Consider the following 19,055-nt stretch of genomic DNA (forward strand, 5'->3'; position numbering starts at 1 on the left):
TGCGCTCAGGCCACGGTCACGGCCTCGGAGAGATAGACGTCCTGAATCGCGTGCAGTAGCTTTACGCCTTCAGCCATGGGCTTCTGGAAAGCCTTGCGCCCCGAAATCAGTCCCATACCGCCTGCCCGTTTGTTGATCACGGCTGTGCGCACGGCCTGATGCAGATCGTCACTACCGGATGAGCCACCCGAATTGATCAGCCCGATGCGACCCATGTAGCAGTTTGCGACCTGGTAGCGGGCAAGCTCAATCGGGTGATCGGGGGCCAGCTCCGAGTACACACGCTCGTGGGTCTTTCCGAAATCGAGCGCTTTAAATCCGCCGTTTATCGTCGCCTGCTTTTGCTTGACGATATCAGCGCCAATGGTCACGGCCAGATGGTTGGCCTGTCCGGTCAGGTCGGCCGCCGTGTGGTAATCGGCATCATCCTGCTTGAATGCAGGATTGCGAAGGTACGCCCATAGCACGGTGACCATGCCCAACTGATGGGCACGCTCAAACGCTTGTGATACTTCTTCGATCTGCCGGCGCGACTCCGGCGAGCCGAAGTAGATCGTCGCACCCACCGCAACGGCCCCGAGATCGAAAGCCTGTTCGACACTGGCAAACAGCGTCTGATCGTGTTCGTTGGGATAGGTCAGCAGTTCGTTGTGATTGAGCTTTACCAGGAATGGAATCCTGTGGGCATAGCGGCGACTGACCGACGCCAGCACACCGTACGTCGACGCAATGGCATTGCAGCCGCCTTCAATCGCCAGTTCCACAAGATTGCCGGGATCAAAGTACAGCGGGTTCGGTGCGAACGATGCACCAGCAGAATGTTCCACGCCCTGATCGACCGGCAGAATCGATACGTAGCCGGTATTTCCCAGCCGGCCGTGGCCCAGGATTGTCTGCAGATTGCGCAACACGGTATTGGAGCGGTCGCTGTCGGCCAGCACCCGGGACACGTAATCGGGCCCCGGCAAATGCAGATGATCGCGGCTGATTCCACCACACTCGTATGTGAGCAGTGACTCGCTTTCGCTACCGAGAATCCGTTCAATGTCATTCATTAGTTCACCTCGACTATGGTAAGCGTGCGATGCTTTCGGGACGCACCGGAAATCCTAGAAGAATAGACCCTGTTAGTGGCCTCTTCCAGCGTGGATCCTGTCCGCGGCCTTCTCCCGGGCTGATCCCCTCGCCACAAATCGCCATTTTATTGGCAAGGCGGTTGCGTTCTCTTGAACAGTGGCTAGCTTTAAATAGACATGGACAGAAGTTTACCAACCCACAGGTCGCTTCTGCGCCGCTTCGCCGGCGTCGAATGCGAATACCCTGAAAGGAGGGCTTACCAATGGATCTCGTACCCCTCCTCGCCGACAGCGAGGCAAAAATTCTCTTCGTCATTGCCGACGGGCTCGGCGGGATTGACAGTGAAGGCCGCGGCACGGAACTGGAAGCAGCCCGGACACCCAATCTGGACCGGTTAGCGAGTCAGGGTACCACAGGCTTGACTTACCCTGTAGCGCCGGGCATCACACCTGGCAGCGGCCCCGGTCACCTGGCCCTTTTTGGCTACGATCCGGTGGAACATAACATCGGACGAGGGGTTCTTACAGCGCTCGGCATCGACTTTGACCTGGAGCCTGGTGACGTTGCGGCCCGCGGCAATTTCTGCACCGTGGACAACAACGGCGAGGTGATCGATCGGCGGGCCGGCAGGATCGATTCCCGGGAATGTACCCGGCTGGTGAAGATGCTCAGAGAGATTCGTCTCGATGACGTGGAGGTTTATGTCGAACCGGTCAAGGAACACCGCTTTTTACTGGTTTTGCGGAGTAAAAAAGAAGTGATGGGCGCCGGGGTGGACGATACGGATCCCCACCGGACCGGAACCCCGCCCCGGGAACCCCGTGCCCGGGAAGAGAAGTCACAAAAGACTGCCCATGCCGTGAACGCGTTCGTAACACAGGCGAGGGACATACTCGCTGAGGAGCAGCAGGCCAACATGGTGCTATTGCGGGGTTTCGCGCAGTTGCCCGACCTTGCATCGCTGCGGGACAACTATGGGCTCAATGGCTGCGCCCTGGCGGGGTATCCCATGTACCGGGGCATCGCCCGGCTGCTGGGCATGAAGGTCGCCGATTGTGGTCCCGATCTCGACACCGAAATCGACGCACTGCAGGCTGCATGGCCGGAACACGATTTTCTGTTTCTGCATTTCAAGGATACCGACAGCCGCGGCGAGGATGGCGACTTCGACGGCAAGGTGGCCGCCATCGAAGAACTGGACCGCGCAATTCCCCGGATGATGGAACTGCAACCGGATGTCATTGTGGTAACGGGAGATCACAGCACTCCCAGCGCCATGGCCGGCCACAGCTGGCATCCGGTACCGGTTCTGATCCGCGCGAACACCTGCCGGGTGGACAGCGTCGAGGTCTTCGGCGAAACCGCCTGTGCCGGCGGCGGACTTGGCCACCTGCCGGCAAAACATCTTATTACCCTGGCGCTGGCCCATGCCGGCCGACTGAAAAAATACGGAGCCTGAGGGCCGGGCTTTAGAGGAAGTATCCAGTGGATTCGAAAAGCGGCAAGAGAAAGGACTCTCCCGAAAAAAACACCTGGCACGCCATCGACATCGAAGACACTCTGGCGCAATTCGACGTCCGGAAGGAAAATGGATTGACGGATGACGAGGCCCAGGAGCGGTTGAAGCGCTACGGCCCGAACCAGCTACGGGTGGCCCAAAGCCAGCCCTGGTGGCGGATTCTTCTGGGACAGTTCCAAAGCATTGTTATCTACCTGCTGGGCGGCGCCGCCGTTCTGGCATTTGCCACCGGCCGCCTGCCGGAGGGGTTTGCGGTCCTGGCGGTGCTGCTGGTCAATACCGCTATCGGCTTTTTCAGCGAATGGAAGGCGGTACGATCCATGGCCGCCCTGCGCCGGTTGGGAGAACACATGACCCGGGTGCGCCGGGAAGGCAGTGAGCGGGAGATTGCCGCATCGGAAATCGTGCCTGGCGATATTGTATTACTGGAGGCCGGCGACCTGGTCCCCGCCGATCTGCGGTTGCTGGAAGCGGAACACCTGAGGGTCAACGAAGCACCGCTTACCGGTGAGTCAGTTGCGGTGAGCAAACTGACCGATACCCTGGCCGCGGATACTGACCTCGCCGATCGCAACAACATGCTCTACAAGGGCACCAGCATCGCGGACGGTACCGCGGTCGGCGTTGCAGCGGAAACCGGTTCGGAAACGGAGCTGGGGCGGGTCTCGGCACTTGCCGAATCGGCCGAAGGAACGGTCACGCCATTGCAGCGGCGGCTGGATCAGCTCGGGCGCCGCCTCGCCGTATTGACCATTTTCATTGCCTTTGCGGTCGCCGCGGTGGGTTTCCTGGTGCGGGAGCAAGAGGCTGCGCTGGTGATCGAGACAGCGCTGGCCCTCGGTGTGGCTGCCATTCCTGAAGGCCTTCCTATCGTCGCCACGATCGCCCTCGCCCGCGGCATGTACCTGATGGCCGCCCGCAACGCTCTGGTGAACCAGCTCACTGCGGTGGAGACGCTGGGGGCAACCCGGGTGATCTTTTCCGACAAGACCGGCACCCTGACGGAAAACCGGATGCGGCTGCAAAAAATCGTCACCCCCACCGGTGATCTGGTACTGGAGGAAAACGGGTCTGGCGAGGCACTGGCGGACAAGGAGGGCGTTCGCCGTGTACTGGAGGTGGGCCTGCTCTGCAATGGCGCTTCCCTCAAGCAGGAACAGGGAGAGGACAATCCTCGCGGCGACCCCACTGAAATCGCGCTTCTGGCGGGAGGCAAGGACCTGGGACTGGAGCGGGAATCTTTGCTGGAAGAGCGCCCCGAGGCCCGGGTGGAAAAATTCGAACCCCGGCTCAAGAAGATGGCCACCTTTCACCAGGAGGATGGCAGGTATTACGTGGCGGTGAAAGGCGCTCCCGAGGCTGTGCTGGACGTCTGCAGCGACATCCTGGCAGCCGAAGACAGCACTGAGGCTCTGGATGATGACACCCGCCAGCAATGGGTCGAGCGTGCCAATCAACTGGCAGGCGAAGGTTTGCGTCTGCTGGCAATGGCCGAGAAAAGGGCGGAAAGCGAGGATTCCGATCCCTATGAAGGTCTATGCTTCCTCGGCCTTGTGGGCCTGCTTGATCCTCCCCGCGAAAAAGTCAAAGAGGCGATAGATGCCTGTCAGGCAGCGGGTATCCGGGTGGAGATGGTGACCGGCGATCAGGCAGAGACCGCCACGGCCATCGCCCGGGCCGTAGGGATTGTCGGGGGCAAGGATGACCCGGAGACAGTCAGCATGCTGGGGCGCGACATTGGTTCCCCCGAGGAGATCGACGAGGACCAGCAGGAGAAGATCTACCGTGCCAACATATTTGCCAGGGTGAGTCCTGAGCAGAAGCTTGATCTGGTGACTATTTATCAGAACCGTGGCGAGATCGTGGCCATGACCGGTGACGGCGTCAACGACGCCCCCGCTCTGAAAAAGGCAGACATCGGCATTGCCATGGGCAAACGGGGCACTGAGGCGGCCAAGCAGGTCGCTGACATGGTGCTGAAGGATGACGCCTTTGAAACTATCGTGGCGGCGGTGCGGCAGGGAAGGGTCATTTTCGGCAACATCCGCAAATCCGTCATGTTCATGCTCACCACCAATGTGGCCGAAGTGCTCGCGGTTGCCATAGCCACCGGCGCGGGATGGCCTCTGCCGCTGCTTCCTCTGCAGATTCTCTATCTCAATGTGCTTACCGATGTCTTCCCTGCTCTCGCCCTGGGGGTGGGCCCGGCCAGCGGAAGTGAAATGAAAGAGCCGCCCCGCAGCCCCCGGGAATCCGTGCTGACCCGGGCCCACTGGACGGAGATCACGGGATTTGCTGCCCTGATGGCAGCCTGTGTGCTGGTCGCTCTGCTGCTGGCAGATCACTGGCTGGGGTTGACGGAACTGGAAGCGGTAACGGTTTCTTTTCTGACTCTGGCTTTCGGCAAGCTCTGGTTTACATTCGTTCTGCGAAGCCCGAAGTCCCCTGTTCTGCGCAATGAGATAACGCGCAATCCCTGGGTATGGGGAGCGCTGGCACTCTGCATCGTGTTGCTGGCCGCCGCGGTATACCTGCCGCTACTTTCTGGCCTGCTGCAAACCCGGCCTCTGGGCTGGCAACCCTGGCTTCTGATTCTGGCAATGAGCGTCATCCCCCTGCTGGTGGGACAAACAGTTCGGGAGATACAGCGGCGCCGGGTATCTGAATAAAAAGCGATAGCAATGAGGCCAGGTTGACAGCCAGCGAGCGGTTACCTTATTGTCTTTGGATAGTTTATTGGCGCAAGGCTCTGGCATCTGTTCAATATAAATCTCATTATTTCCAGACAGTTAGATTATTTTCTGCCGGACCTGTTCGAAGTCACCCCCGGACTTGATCTGTGTCAGTAAATCAGGCTTTAAACGCTCCGTTTCGTTCTTGGTGGACCACTCTTTTATAAGGAAGTTATCTATGACGTCATCAGTGACCATTCAGTTACAGGTTGGCAGTGCGATTCCACCGGGTAATGAAAAGGAAACCCCCGAGATCATTGAGTTCTGGCGCCAGGTCAGCTCGTTCTTTGCTGATCTGCCTTTTTCGGCCCAGGACAGGCTCAACGGCTCCTCGGGTCTGTACAGGGTCGGCCTCAACGCCGAGCAGCTGGTTGCAGCGATGGAAAACGCCAGGGACCAGTCCGATTCCTTCTCGCGGCACCGCCTGGCCCATATAGAAGAGCCGGACAAAACGGTTGCCTGCAGTCTCTCGGTGACCGTGTCTGCGGAGGATCATACGCCCGGCGAGGAAGAGAGTTACCAGGTGGCCACGGTTTTCATCCAGCAGCTGGTGATGGCGATCAATCTGCTCAGGCCCGGCGCCATCCAGCTTCTGGATACCCGTTTTACGGGCGAGGGTGCCCACAGGTACGAGGCCCAGAATTACGACTCCAGAATTTTTTACGGTGCCAGGAAGGCTTCCCAGGAACACCAGTGGCCGCCACTCAAAACACTCTCCCTTGAAGAGGTATGGTCCTGGCTGGAAGGCACTGAAAGCAGCCGGACCGATACCGCTATAAAAAGCATCGACAAGGTGCTCTTTACCCTGCTGAAAGTGGCCGAGCAGCGCCATGAATACAGCGCCAGAACCGCGCTGCTGGTGATGTATCAACTGGAAATGCTGCTCGAGTGCCGGCAGATCGACTCCCTGACGGACCTGCGCCACCGCACCGCGATGATCCTGGGAGCGTTTTCCGACTCTGCCGATTCGCTCTCGGAGCTGCACGAGGCCCGCAACGGTCTGGTTATGGCCAGCGTGCCTGTGCACCGCCCGCCCCTGATCTGCCACACTACAGAGAACGCCCTAAGACAGCAGTTCGGCCAGCATCACTCTGCTGTTGAATCAGGGACAGCGCTTGTCCTGGCCCTTGTTCAGGATCTTATTTCCCACGGGGCACAACGTTACAGGTTTACCGAAACCATGGTCCGTGACTGAATCGGACTGAATGTTTCGTTGAGAGTTCAGGCTTTCCTGTTCCAGACAGCCGGAGGAATGAGATATGGGCAAGGTAGCGACCGTAACGATGAATCCATCCGTCGACGTTTTCGCCGATGCCAGGGAGTTGGCGGAAAACGGCAAGACCCGCTGCAAAAACACCACCTACGAACCCGGCGGAGGTGGCATCAATGTCGCCCGCAACCTGCACCGCTTCGGCGTAGATGTTGAGGCGATTCTGACCGCAGGCGGTCTCCAGGGTGAGTTACTGAAACGACTCCTGGCACGGGAGGCGTTCACCTTTCATTGCATCGACATAGAGGCAGAAACCCGTCAAAGCCTTGCGGTAACAGAACAGGCCAGCGGCAAGCTCTTTCATCTGGTCCTGCCCGGCCCCGAACTGAAGGAATCCGAGTGGCGGCGGTGCCTCGACACGTTCGAGGCACTAAAACCTGTGCCCGACTACCTGGTACTCAGCGGCAGCCTGCCGGGTGGCGTGCCGACTGATTTTTACGGCATCCTGGCACGCTCAGCAGCCGACAGGGGAAGCCGGGTAATACTGGACACCTCCGGCAAGGCCCTGTCTCCCTCCAGGGGAAAGGGCATCTACCTCACCAAGCTGAACTTTGAAGAGTTCTGCGACCTTGGCTATTCCGGCTCCGACGACCATGCCAGCATGCTGCAAGCCATGGGGCAAATGGTAGACGAGGGGCTTACCGACAACCTGATTGTCACTCTTGATGCCGAAGGCGCCCTGCTCGCTTCCAACGCCGGCGAGAAGCTTCACGCCCGTCCTCCCCGGACCCGGGTGATCAGTCACGTTGGCGCCGGAGACAGCTTCGTTTCCGTTCTGGTCTATCAACTTGACCGTGGCAAAACAGTGGCGGAGGCATTCCGCTACGGCGTTGCTGCCGCTGCCGCCAAGGTCAGCACGCCGGGCAATCAGCTCATGGATCTGGAAAAGGTTGAATCCATCTTCGAAAAGGTGACGATTCGCAACTATGATGAAGATTGATAAAAACTCTCACTCCAGCGCATCGGCCAGCTTGCGTAACAGATGAAGCACTTCGTCGGGGTCGCGGACATGATAATCGGCCAAAGAACAGGTTAATGCATCGCCCACGTATATGCCCGGGCCGTCTTCACGAAGGGCAAGGAATGCATCTTCGTCGGTAACATCGTCCCCCGCATAGACAATAAATGGCGACTCCTCGCCCGAAACTGGCAGGATGTCGATAAGCCAACGTAGCGCCCGCCCCTTGTTCCAGTCGACTGCAGGCTCGAGTTCCAGCACTTTCTTGCCGTTTCGCTTCCTCAGGCCCGTTTCCTGGCGCATATCCTCAACGGCTTGCTGCACTTTCTCCAGCACCTCGTCGCTCTTCACTTTCCGGTAGTGAACAGCCAGCGAATATCGCTTGCGCTCGATAATCACCCCTGAAAGATCACCTACACGCTCTCTCGCCATCCTTTCCGCGTGGTCCACGTCTTTTACCGCATTATCCGCTTCCGGCAGCGTATGTCGGTGACCGTTGCCGGCAATATCGAAGCCATGGTTTCCGGCGTAATAGATTCCCTCCACATTAACGCGAGATTGCAGGTCTTCCCTGTCCCGGCCGCTGATCACTGCCACCGGACACGAGAATCGTTGCAGTGCCGAACGGGCTTCCGCTGAAATCTGCGCCTTACCCGGCTCTTCAGTGATTTCAGCCAGAGTGCCGTCAAAGTCGAGAAAGACCGCCAGTGGCCGGCTGCCCCGCCATGCTGACAGATCCTCCATATGATCAAGGGCATTGGGAATTTGCCGGAGGAAGCTCACCGCGTATACATCGGCGGTAACATGATCGGCCCCGGCTTCCCGGAGCTCGGTTTCGTTGCCGTTCCGCGACACGCCCACCACCAGCCCGAATTCGCCGTCGCGCCCCGCCCGAATACCGGCAGTGGCATCCTCCACAATAACCGCGTCCGCCGGTGCCACATCAAGCCGGCGGGCAGCCTCCAGCATAATCTCCGGTTTCCCCGCCAGATCCTTCTCCGCCGCCACTGCGCCATCGATAACTACGTTGACGGCATCCAGGAGTCCGGCTTCCTCGAGAATCCGCTGGCCGTTACGACTGGCGGTGATAATGGCCAGTTTCATACCGCCACGCCGCCACCGCTTCAATGCTGCCACCGCATCGTCGAACACCTCTACCCCCTTGTTTTCCAGAAGCTCGAGGAAGCGGGCGTTCTTACGGTTACCAAGCCCGCAGACAGTGTCGCGATCGGCGGAATCCGAGGGCTTTCCGTAAGGCAGCGTCAACTGGCGGGAGTGCAGAAAATCCTCAACGCCCTGATACCTGGGCTTGCCATCCACATGGGCAAGATAGTCGGTTCTGGAAAAGGGCTGCTGGTTGTTCTGCCTGCTCAGGTAGTCGTCGAAAATCTGTTTCCAGGCCTGCATGTGCAGGTCAGCGGTGCGGGTCAGCACGCCGTCCATGTCAAAAATCACCGCCCGGAACGGATGTGTTCGCCGATTGGTACTCACGATGACTTCTCCCCATTGAGGCTGAAACGTTTCTGATCCCCCGCACACATCTCGTATACCTCACCACCGAAGCCTACGCGGGCAGCGCAGGACCAGCCTTTCTCAAAGCTGACGGTCATGGTCTCGTGGTCCAGGTGGATGTGCAGCCAGTGCCACCGGTAGTGGACACAGAAGCTCAGTTCCTTGAGTTCCTTGGGCAAGCAGGGATTGAGCCAGAGTATCCCGTCACGCATTTCGATACCGGTATAGCACCGCTGCATCAGATCCACGGTGCCGGCCATCGCCCCCAGGTGAATACCTTCCCTGGTGGTGCCTCCCTGGATGTCGTCGAGATCGCTGGCAAGCGCTTCCTGGAACAGGTCCCAGGAGCGCTCGCGATGCGTTCTTGCCAGAACCCAGGCATGGACAACCCGGCTAAGGCTGGAGCCATGGGAGGTCCGGTCAAGATAATAGCGGACGTTTTCGGGAATACGGGCGGGGTCAAAGTCATAGCCGAGACCGGAAATTATTTCACTGAGCTCCTCGGCGGAAAAAAGAAAAAACAGCATCAGTACATCGGCCTGCTTGGTGGCCTTGTAGTTGTTCAGATCCCGGTCTTCCGCTTCCAGAATACGATCAAGACGCTGGATATCACCGTGCTTCTCCCGCAGCCGGTCCCAGTCCAGTTCCTCCAGACTGTCCCAGCCCTCGAACTGGCTGATGAGTCCCGACGGCTGGAAGGGGACGAACATCCGTTTGCTGATGTCCTGCCAGCGCAGCAGGTCCTCCGGGGAAACATCCAGAAGCTGAAGAAGTTCCGCCTTCCGGTCTTCCCCGAGCATATCGAGCATGGCGCAGGTTGTCTTCAGGACCCAGGCGGCCATAACGTTGGTGTAGGCATTATTGTCCAGACCCAGCTCTTCCCGGTCAGGGTATCTGGTATGAAATTCATCGGGGCCCATCACTCCCCGTATTTCGTAGCGCTCGCGGTCAGGATTATAGGTGGCGATACTGGCCCAGAACTGGGCGATCTCGATCAGCATCTCGGCACCGTAAAACGAGAGAAACTCCATATCGTCGGTGGCCTGAAAATACTGCCACACATTGTAGGCAATGGCCGCATTCACGTGCCGCTGGGTATGTGAGTTGTCGGGAATCCAGCGCCCCGATTCCGGATTCAGGTGCAGAACCTGGCTCTCCTCGCGACCATCACTACCACTCTGCCAGGGAAACATGGCTCCCTTGTAGCCGGCCTCTTTCGCCGCCCGGCGCGCCCAGTGCAGGCGTTCATAACGATAGAGCAACAGCGCCTGGGTGAGAGCGGGAAGCCGTAAATTGAAATACGGGAAGGTGAACAGTTCATCCCAGAAGATGTGTCCACGATAACCCTCTCCGTGCAGCCCCCGGGCGGGGATGCTTACGTCCCGTCTGGTCGAATGCATGGAGGCGGTCTGCAGCAGGTGGAAGAGATGCAGGCGAAGGACGGGCTGAGCCGAGGTACACTCTTCGCCCGTCAGTTCCAGATCAGCCCGGCGCCACAGTCTTTGCCACGCCTGTTGGTGCTGTTCAAGCAGAACCTCGAAATCCGCGGCGTGACGGATATCCTCACAGGCTTCAAAAGCGGGTTCGCTGATGGCGAGGTCCCGGGAGGTGTACAGTGACAGCACCTTCTCAACCCTGACCGGCTTGTTTTTTTCTGCCACAAGCGACAGAGACTGGCTGATCCGGTTCTGCTCCGACTGGGTGCGCCGCTCGAGAGCAGCGGGTTCGTCATCCATCCAGACCCGGGTGCGGACCGCCTGGACCATCCGAATTCGGGACTGCAGGGTTCTGGCGGTAAGAAAAACCGCTTCCTCCCCCACATGCCCGGTCTCTTCGACTTCCAGGTGTCTGCCATTGAGGTCCCGGTAACGGGCCACTCCGTTATTGGTAACACGGCCGTCGATGGCCGATCTTATCTCCACCGCTCCGGACCAGTTCAGGGGGGTAAGCACCCAGCTAATGGCGGCGATATGGGGATCGTCCATATGAACGATGCGCCGGGTTTCCAGTTCGAATTCACGGTCTGCCCGATCCCTGAAATGAATACGCCGATGCAGGACCCCCCGGTAAAGATCCAGCCGGTGGGCGTAATCAAGAAGCTCTACATCCGCCAGATCGAACCATTCCCCGCCCTCGCAGCGGAAGGAAAGGGGCAGCCAGTTGGGCCAGTTAACCAGATCCTCGTTTTCAATGATCTTTCCGCCGATTTCGCTTTCTGCGCGATCAAAGCCCCCGGCAAGATAAGTGCCCGGATAGTGGGGGCCTCCGGCCGGGGATTCTTCCACCGCTCCGCGTGTCGCGAAATGGCCATTACCGAGAGTCAGCAGCGCTTCCCGGGTGGGTTGCTCCTTCGGGTCCCACTCATGGTAAACCAGTTCCCAATCGCTGAGCGACCTCTCGTTCATGGGTTTTTCTCCTCTAAAAATCAGTGCCTGAAACGGAAGAGCTTACCGGTGTCCGCAGAATCCCGAAGCGGTTTGCCGGGCCTCTACTGTGTATCTGTGACCACATTGACCGGATTGCCCTCCACGAACCGGTGAATGTTTTCCACCGTGGTATCGAGAATACGCTGGACGGCTTCCCTCGTGTTGAACGCGCTGTGAGGCGTAACCACTACATTTTTCATCCTCACCAGCACCTCGTTGGCCAGCAGGGAGGAAAGATCCTCGGTCTCTTCGTAGACGGAACGGAGCAGTTCCGCCTCTTCCCGCACCACCGGCTCGTAAGGCAGAACATCAAGACCGGCAGCCGCCACTTTCTGCTCCGCCAGTGCTCTTGCCAGGGCCCGGATGTCCACCACGTCCCCCCGGGCCGTATTGATGAGGACTACCCCGTCTTTCATTTTCGCGAACGCATCCCCGTCAATAAGATGGCGGGTCTGGGGGCTGGCGGGCACGTGCAGGCTTATGACATCGGCAACCTGCAGCAGCTGGTCCATATCCACATAGTCAAAGCCGAGGTCCCGGGCAGCCTCTTCATCGGGCCTGATATCAAAGGCCAGAACATCCATGCCAAACCCCCTGGCAATGCGGATGGTTGCCAGGCCGATATCGCCGGTGCCCACAACACCCAGCGTTTTTCCACGCAGATCGAAACCCTGCAGGCCCCGCGGGGAGAAGCCGCCCTTGCGGGTCCGCTCCACCGCTTCTTCCAGCCGGTGGCTGATCATCAGCAGAAGACCAAAAACATGCTCTGCTACTGTGTTCCCGCCGTAGTCCGGGCAGTTGCATACAGTGATCCCCCGCTGTTCGCACTCCTCGATATCAATGTGGTCGAAGCCGGTGGATCTGGAGGTGATCAGTTTGAGGTCTGGCAAGGCATCCAGCGCCTGCCGGTCGACTTTCGAATAAATAAAGACGGAAATGGCTTCCGCTACCGCGTGCTGGCCGGCATTGTCCGGCCCCAGCGGTTCTTCAACGCAACTCACGGAGTGTTCTTGCTGCAATACCTCGAAAGAGTCCCGCTCCCACTTTTCCACGTCAAAGAACACAATATTCACCGGGATTTGTCCTCTCTCCAGATTTCCAGTATGTCCAGCACACTGTCAGGATTGAGCGAGATGGAATCGATACCGCTATCCACCAGGAACTGGGCGAAATCCGGGTAATCGCTGGGCGCCTGGCCGCAGATGCCCACTTTGCATCCGCTCTGGTGAGCCTTTTCGATCACTTGCACGATTGCCGTCTTCACCGCCTCGTCCCGTTCATCGAACAGTTCACTCAGTTCCTCGGAATCCCGGTCGACTCCCAGCACCAACTGGGTCAGGTCATTACTGCCGATGGAGAAACCGTCAAACCGCTCGGCAAACTGCTCCGCGAGAAATACGTTGGAAGGTATCTCGCACATCATATACAGCTGCAGGCCGTCCTCGCCGCGCCGGAGACCGTGTTCAGCCATCACCTCGATAACCCGGTCCGCCTCCCGGGGGTTGCGGACGAAGGGCAGCATTACCACGATATTGTCCAGGCCAATCTCCTCCCGGGCCTTTTTTACCGCCTGGCATTCCAGGGCGAACCCATCCTTGTAGCGATCGCTGTAATACCGCGAAGCTCCGCGGAATCCCAGCATGGGGTTTTCCTCCCGCGGCTCGAACTGGTCGCCGCCAATAAGCTTGGCATACTCGTTGGTCTTGAAGTCGCTCATGCGAACAATGACCGGATCCGGATACTGGGAGGCAGCAATCATGGCGATACCCCGGCTGAGGTGCTCGATAAAATAGCCGGTTTTATCCTCGTAACCGGCGGTCAGCTCCTCAATGCGCTTTCGCGCCTTCCTGTCTTCCACCTCATCGAACCGGGCCAGGGCAAGGGGATGAATCTTGATCACGTTATTGATGATGAACTCCATGCGGGCCAGACCGACTCCGCGAACCGGCAATCGCCACCAGCGGAAAGCCGCATCCGGTGCAGCCAGGTTGATCATCAGCTCCACGGGCGCCTCGGGCAGATCCTCGGTATCGATATCCTTTTCCTCGTACTCGAGAATGCCCTCGTAAATCCGGCCTTCGCTTCCTTCCGCGCACGATACCGTGACTTCCTGGCCATCCTTCAGGTCCCTGGTCCCCGAGCCCGTACCCACGACGGCGGGAACCCCCAGCTCACGACTGACGATGGCCGCGTGGCTGGTGCGGCCACCATGATCGGTGATGATGGCCATAGCCCGCTTCATGACAGGCCCCCAGTCGGGATCCGTGCGCTCGGTGACCAGCACGTCGCCGTCCTCGAAGCGGTCGATCTCCTTGGGACTGTCGAGAACCCTCACCCGGCCGGCCGCTATGGATTCGCCAATGGCGACGCCCCGGCTCAGCACCTCCCCCGTTCCCTCCAGCCGATAGCTTTTGAACGCGCCGGACTGTTTCTGCGAGTGGACGGTTTCGGGACGGGCCTGGACACAATAGAGCTCGCCGGATTCACTATCCTTGGCCCACTCCATATCCATGGGTTTGTGGTAATGCTTTTCGATGGACACGGCCCAGCGGGCAAGGGTGAGAATGTCATCGTCACCGAGCACCAGGGTTTCCCTCTCAGCCTTTTTGGTGTTCACCGTTCTGGTGGGGGCTGATCCCCGGGATGCATAGATCATTTTTTCCTTCTTGCTGCCGCATTTTTTCGACAGGATCGGCACCTGATCCTTGTTCTCGAGTCCCGGTTTGAAAACCCGGTACTCATCCGGATCCACCGTACCCTGCACCACAGTTTCGCCCAGTCCCCAGGTGGCATTAATGACCACCACATCGGGGAAGCCGGTGTCAGTGTCGAGGGAGAACATCACTCCGGCGCAGGCTTTGTCCGACCCCACCATTTTCTGAACACCCACGGAGAGTGCGAGTTCCAGGTGATCGAATCCACGATGCTCGCGGTAATTGAGGGCACGGTCGGTAAACAATGAGGCGTAGCATTTGCGGCAGGCGTCGATGAGGTCGTCGCCGCCGCGGATATTGAGAAAGGTTTCCTGCTGTCCGGCGAAGCTCGCCTCGGGCAGATCCTCCGCCGTAGCGCTGCTGCGCACAGCCACGGGAAGGTCCTTCTTCTCGTTGCGGGCAGCGAGCTCCTCGTAGGCATCCCGGATGGCTCCTTCAATGTCTTCCGGAAACTCGCCGTGCCGGAACGCCTCGCGGATGTCCTTGCCGACCTGTTTGAGCGATTTTTCCTCGCGGGCCAGCGCTTCGGTCAGCTCCCGGATCGTGTCTTCCAGCTCATTGTGCGCGACAAAGGCGCGGTAGGCATCTGCCGTGGTGGCGAACCCTCCCGGCACCCGCACACCCTGTTCCCGAAGGTTGCCAATCATCTCCCCCAGGGAGGCGTTTTTTCCTCCAACGCTGGACACATCGTCATTGTCCAGGTCCTCGAGCCAGCGAACGTATAGTGGTTCCGTCATACTCAGGCCATCCTTTGCATCATGTCCACGCAGCGCCGGGAAAACGCCCACTCGTTGTCATACCAGGCCAGCAGCTTGACAAAGCGGTCGCCAATCAAATGGGTATCCTGACTGGTTACGATGGCGCTCTCTTCCCTGCCGATGATGTCGCTGGAGACAAGGGGCGAATCGTCAACAGCGAGAATACCCTTCATGGAACCATTCGCCCGTTCACGAAATGCGTCGTTGATGCGCTCAGCGTCGGCATCTGCTGCCAATATGCAGGTCAGATCGAGTAGCGAGCCGGTTTTGACCGGTGCTCTTACCGCGATGCCATCGAGCCTTCCGTCCAGATCCGGAATGATCTGGCCGATCATCGCCGCCGCGCCGGTGGAAGTAGGTACGAGATTTTCCGCCGCAGCGCGACCCCGCCGGGGCTTCTTGTGCGGTCCGTCGAGAAGATTCTGGGACGAGGTATAGGCATGCACCGTATTGATGAATCCTTTCTCGATTCCGAACTCGTCGTGCAGCACCTTTACCACCGGCGCCAGACAATTGGTGGTGCAGCTGCCGATGGAGATAATATGGTGTCGGTCGCGATCGAACTGGTCTCCATTGACGCCAAGGATGAAGTCACCGTCGAGCTCGCTTTTGCCGGGCGCCGAAATGAGTACCTTGCGGGCACCCGCTTCGATGTGTTTGTGCGCGTCTTCCTTTTTGCGGAAAAGTCCGGTGGCTTCAAGAACCACCTCCGCGCCCTTCTCCCCCCAGGGCAGCTGAGCCGGATCCTTCTCCGCGCTTACGGTAACGGTGGTGTTGTCATCAATAACCAGCGTATCCCCCTCGGCCCTTACCTGATGAGCCCAGCGGCCATAGGTGCTGTCCGACTGCAGGAGATAAGCCAGGGTCTCGGGGTCCGAAACATCATTGATATGGACCACCTCCACGCCTTTTTGCTCATAGGCGATGCGAAATACTTGCCGGCCTATACGGCCAAATCCGTTGATGCCAATTTTCATGGGAATATAGCCTCCGTTGCTGTCCAGATTAGATTTTCTGACTTTGTTGAAAGCCTAGTTCAAGAATTGCCTCCTTACTGTCCACCCGTTACTTTTCAGAGCCGGTTGGCGGGTGGCTCTGTTGCTGCTGTTCCGGCCGCCCGGCCGATGCTGCGCCGTGAGCCGACTTTTTGCGGCGGACGAACTTTTCAATTTCCACCAGTACGAAGATACCCAGGCCAACCGCCACGCTGCGCAACCATGCCTCCGCATCGAGGGGCCGGCTTTCCAGCAGCTGGTTCATGAAGGGTGCGTAGGTAAAGACAAGTTGCAGGCCGACGCAACCGGCAATGGCAAACAGTACCATTCTGTTGCCGGTGAGGCCCTCCCAGGAAATGGCGGAGCGGCTGAAGAAGCGACTGTTCAGCAGGTAGAAAATCTGTCCCAGCACCAGAGCGTTGACAGCCATGGTGCGGGCATACTCCAGAGAGGTCTCGCCACGGCTCTGTTCCTGAGCGAACAGAAAGCCCACCCCCAGCAGCAGGGCGGTACCCACATAGGCAATGCGCCAGAGATCGAAGCGACCGAGAAGCCCTTCCTCGGTGGAATGGGGTCCGCGCTGCATCAGACCAACCTCGGCTTTTTCCCAGGCCAGAGAGACCCCCAGGGTGACGGCGGTGATCATGTTGACCCAGAGAATCTGCACCGGTGTCACCGGCAACATCATGCCGGAAAGGACCGCTGCCAGCAGTACCAGTGACTCCGCCGCATTGGTGGGAAGTACGAACAGAATGGTCTTGCGCAGGTTGTCATATACCTTCCTTCCCTCCTCCACGGCACGCTCGATGGAGGCGAAGTTGTCGTCTGCCAGCACCATCTCGGAGGCCTCACGGGCTGCTTCCGTGCCCTTCTGGCCCATGGCGATACCCAGATTGGCACGCTTGAGTGCGGGGGCGTCGTTGACGCCATCACCGGTCATGGCGATGATCTCCGATTGCGCCTGCAGGGCCTTGACCAGACGCAGCTTGTGCTCGGGGCTGGTGCGCGCGAACACGCTGGTTTCCATGACCCTGTTTTTGAGTTCCTCGTCGTCAAATTTCTCGATGTCCCGCCCGCGCAACGCCTTTCCGGCGTTGTCCAGCCCCAGCTTGCGGGCCACTGCCGTAGCGGTAGCAGCGTGATCCCCGGTAATCATCTTTACCCCGATGCCGGCATCTCGGCAGATGGCAACAGAGTCGATAGCCTCTTCACGGGGCGGATCAATCATTCCGAACAGGCCCAGCAGCACCAGGCCCCCTTCCAGATCCTCTTCATTGATTTCAGTCTGTTCCGATACTTCTTTACGGGCAATGGCCAGCAGGCGCTGGCCGCGGCCCGCTATTTCCTCGAACCGTTCCTCCCAGGCGTCCCTGTCCAGGGACGTTTCCTCGCCATCGCGCAATTCGCTGCCGCACATTTCCAGCAGCTTCTCCGGTGCGCCCTTGACGTAAATGACATGGTTGCCCTGGTGATCGTGATTCAGGGTCGCCATATAGCGATTCTCGGAGGCAAATGGAATACTGTCCACCCGCGGCCAGTTGCCATGCTCCTCGTCGTGATCAAGGCCGGCCTTGCAGGCGGCAACGATCAGCGCCACTTCGGTGGGATCCCCCGCTCCCTGCCACTCTTCCTCTTTGTGTTCGAGCTCGGAGTCATTGCACAGCAGGCCGGCACGCAGCATCTCCAGCGCCGCACCGTGTTCCCCGATTCTGATAGACTCGTCATCGCGCTGAAACCCGCCCTCGGGTTCATAGCCCACTCCCTCGACACCGATGTCCTCTTTGGCAGTACGCAGGGTCTTGACGGTCATTTCGTTGCGGGTCAGTGTGCCGGTCTTATCGGCGCAGATAGTGGTCACCGAGCCGAGGGTCTCAACCGCAGGAAGGCGCCGGATGATGGCGTTGCGACGGGCCATCCGCTCGACACCAATGGCGAGGATGACCGTCATCACCGCCGGCAGACCCTGGGGAATGGCGGCAACCGCCAGCGAGACGGCCACCAGAAACATGCTGTGCCAGTCCTTGCTCCATACCAGGATACCCACCGCAAACGTGATCAGCGCAAGCCCCAGAATCACCACGCTCAGTACCCGGGTGAAGGCGTCAAAGCGCTGCATCAGCGGGGTCTTTATGGTTTCCACCTCTGCCAGCATGCCGCTGATCCGGCCGATCTCGCTATCGTCGCCGATGGCCACCACCACGCCGGCTCCCTGGCCGGCGGTAGCAAGGGTACCGGAGTAGGCCATGCTGGTGCGGTCGCCAAGTTCCGCATCCTCCTCGACGGCATCCCGTTGCTTGGCCACCGCATTGGATTCCCCCGTGAGTGCCGACTCCTGGACCTCAAGATTTTTAACCCGCAGCAGGCGCAGGTCGGCGGGAATGCGCTCTCCGGCGTTAATCTGGACTATGTCACCAGGCACGAGCTCCTGCGCCGGCACTTGCTGGCGGCGTCCATCCCGCCATACCGTGGCTTCCCGCGAAAGCATCCCCTGCACACTCTCAAGGGCGCGTTCCGCCCGCCCCTCCTGGATGAAACCGATGGCGCCATTGATCAGCACCACGGCAAAAATCACCGCGCTGTCGACCCACTCCCCCAGCAGGGCAGTTACCGCAAAGGCAATCAGCAGAAGATAGATAAAAAGATTGTTGAAGTGACTCAGCAGGCGCTGGAGGGCACTGCGTTGCTGGCGAACTTTGAGTTCATTGCTGCCGAACTCGCTGCGACGCTGTTCAACCTGGTCCCCGCCAAGCCCGCTATCTCTGTCGCTGTCAAGCACCTCGAGCGCCTTGTCGGCAGACTCGGCATGCCAGCGGTGATTGTTGACGTCCTGTCTACGGGGCGCGCCGCTCATAGAGATCACCAGTTCCTCAGTGAGTATGAAGCTCGGTCATCCGCATATCCGGGACGTTGCATCCCCCTAAGGCGAAAGGCTCCATCATGAGGACGGTGCACCCAAGGTCGACGGATTATAAGCAATTCCAGATTTCCATAATCGAGGTAAAGCTCCTGCACTGTCAATGGAGGGCCCGTGAGTCAGCAACCCAAAATGCTCTGCATCTTGATCTCGATCAGAAACCGCTTGATCAAGTGGACT

General features: G+C 59.1%; 11 protein-coding genes. 4 read left to right on the forward strand and 7 right to left on the reverse strand.

Annotation, left to right across the window (positions count from 1 at the left end; translation table 11 throughout):
* Positions 1-5: 5 nt before the first annotated feature.
* On the reverse strand, positions 6-1,055 hold the full coding sequence (locus DIT72_RS09820; protein ID WP_135955057.1) for a class I fructose-bisphosphate aldolase: 1,050 nt from the start codon (positions 1,053-1,055) through the stop codon (positions 6-8).
* 284 nt (positions 1,056-1,339) lie between these two features.
* Between DIT72_RS09820 and DIT72_RS09825 the strand changes: the two genes are divergently transcribed.
* From DIT72_RS09825 to DIT72_RS09840, 4 genes are all read left to right on the forward strand, one after another.
* Positions 1,340-2,536, forward strand: coding sequence for a 2,3-bisphosphoglycerate-independent phosphoglycerate mutase (locus tag DIT72_RS09825; RefSeq protein ID WP_135955058.1), 1,197 nt, complete (start codon positions 1,340-1,342; stop codon positions 2,534-2,536).
* A 26-nt stretch (positions 2,537-2,562) separates the two neighbouring features.
* The gene (locus DIT72_RS09830) at positions 2,563-5,265 is read left to right on the forward strand and encodes a cation-translocating P-type ATPase (protein WP_135955059.1); all 2,703 of its coding nucleotides are present in this window, start codon (positions 2,563-2,565) and stop codon (positions 5,263-5,265) included.
* Between the two features lie 241 nt (positions 5,266-5,506).
* Positions 5,507-6,523: a hypothetical protein gene (locus DIT72_RS09835; protein WP_135955060.1), complete on the forward strand. Its 1,017-nt coding sequence runs from the start codon at positions 5,507-5,509 to the stop codon at positions 6,521-6,523.
* A gap of 64 nt (positions 6,524-6,587) precedes the next feature.
* A complete protein-coding gene (locus DIT72_RS09840; RefSeq protein ID WP_135955061.1) occupies positions 6,588-7,538 on the forward strand; it encodes a 1-phosphofructokinase family hexose kinase in 951 nt (316 codons plus the stop codon).
* Between the two features lie 9 nt (positions 7,539-7,547).
* On the opposite strand, the gene otsB is transcribed toward DIT72_RS09840, so the two are convergent.
* The 6 genes from otsB to DIT72_RS09870 form a co-directional block, all read right to left on the reverse strand.
* Complete coding sequence (gene otsB, locus DIT72_RS09845) at positions 7,548-9,047, reverse strand: trehalose-phosphatase (protein WP_135955062.1); 1,500 nt, start codon at positions 9,045-9,047, stop codon at positions 7,548-7,550.
* Positions 9,044-11,473, reverse strand: coding sequence for a glycoside hydrolase family 65 protein (locus tag DIT72_RS09850; protein WP_135955063.1), 2,430 nt, complete (start codon positions 11,471-11,473; stop codon positions 9,044-9,046). The genes otsB and DIT72_RS09850 overlap by 4 nt, the downstream gene beginning before the upstream one ends.
* Before the next feature lie 83 nt (positions 11,474-11,556).
* Positions 11,557-12,567 carry a hydroxyacid dehydrogenase gene (locus DIT72_RS09855; RefSeq protein WP_135955064.1) on the reverse strand — a complete coding sequence of 337 codons (1,011 nt, stop codon included), beginning with the start codon at positions 12,565-12,567 and terminating at the stop codon, positions 11,557-11,559.
* Positions 12,564-14,945, reverse strand: coding sequence for a phosphoenolpyruvate synthase (gene ppsA / locus DIT72_RS09860; protein WP_135955065.1), 2,382 nt, complete (start codon positions 14,943-14,945; stop codon positions 12,564-12,566). The genes DIT72_RS09855 and ppsA overlap by 4 nt, the downstream gene beginning before the upstream one ends.
* Positions 14,946-14,947: 2 nt before the next feature.
* The gene (gene gap, locus DIT72_RS09865) at positions 14,948-15,943 is read right to left on the reverse strand and encodes a type I glyceraldehyde-3-phosphate dehydrogenase (protein WP_206081090.1); all 996 of its coding nucleotides are present in this window, start codon (positions 15,941-15,943) and stop codon (positions 14,948-14,950) included.
* Positions 15,944-16,031: 88 nt separating this feature from the next.
* Positions 16,032-18,812, reverse strand: a complete 2,781-nt coding sequence (locus tag DIT72_RS09870) for a cation-transporting P-type ATPase (RefSeq protein WP_135955067.1) — start codon at positions 18,810-18,812, stop codon at positions 16,032-16,034.
* Between the last annotated feature and the right edge of the window lie 243 nt (positions 18,813-19,055).

This window comes from Marinobacter orientalis (assembly GCF_004792665.1).
In the GTDB taxonomy this organism is placed as follows: Bacteria; Pseudomonadota; Gammaproteobacteria; order Pseudomonadales; family Oleiphilaceae; genus Marinobacter; species Marinobacter orientalis.

What these genes read in the sequence shown, in the direction of transcription:
- DIT72_RS09820 (WP_135955057.1), bottom strand. Translation starts at nt 1,055, where the DNA reads ATGAATGACATTGAACGGATTCTCGGTAGCGAAAGCGAGTCACTGCTC.
- DIT72_RS09825 (WP_135955058.1), top strand. Translation starts at nt 1,340, where the DNA reads ATGGATCTCGTACCCCTCCTCGCCGACAGCGAGGCAAAAATTCTCTTC.
- DIT72_RS09835 (WP_135955060.1), top strand. Translation starts at nt 5,507, where the DNA reads ATGACGTCATCAGTGACCATTCAGTTACAGGTTGGCAGTGCGATTCCA.
- DIT72_RS09840 (WP_135955061.1), top strand. Translation starts at nt 6,588, where the DNA reads ATGGGCAAGGTAGCGACCGTAACGATGAATCCATCCGTCGACGTTTTC.
- DIT72_RS09850 (WP_135955063.1), bottom strand. Translation starts at nt 11,473, where the DNA reads ATGAACGAGAGGTCGCTCAGCGATTGGGAACTGGTTTACCATGAGTGG.
- ppsA (WP_135955065.1), bottom strand. Translation starts at nt 14,945, where the DNA reads ATGACGGAACCACTATACGTTCGCTGGCTCGAGGACCTGGACAATGAC.
- gap (WP_206081090.1), bottom strand. Translation starts at nt 15,943, where the DNA reads ATGAAAATTGGCATCAACGGATTTGGCCGTATAGGCCGGCAAGTATTT.
- DIT72_RS09870 (WP_135955067.1), bottom strand. Translation starts at nt 18,812, where the DNA reads ATGAGCGGCGCGCCCCGTAGACAGGACGTCAACAATCACCGCTGGCAT.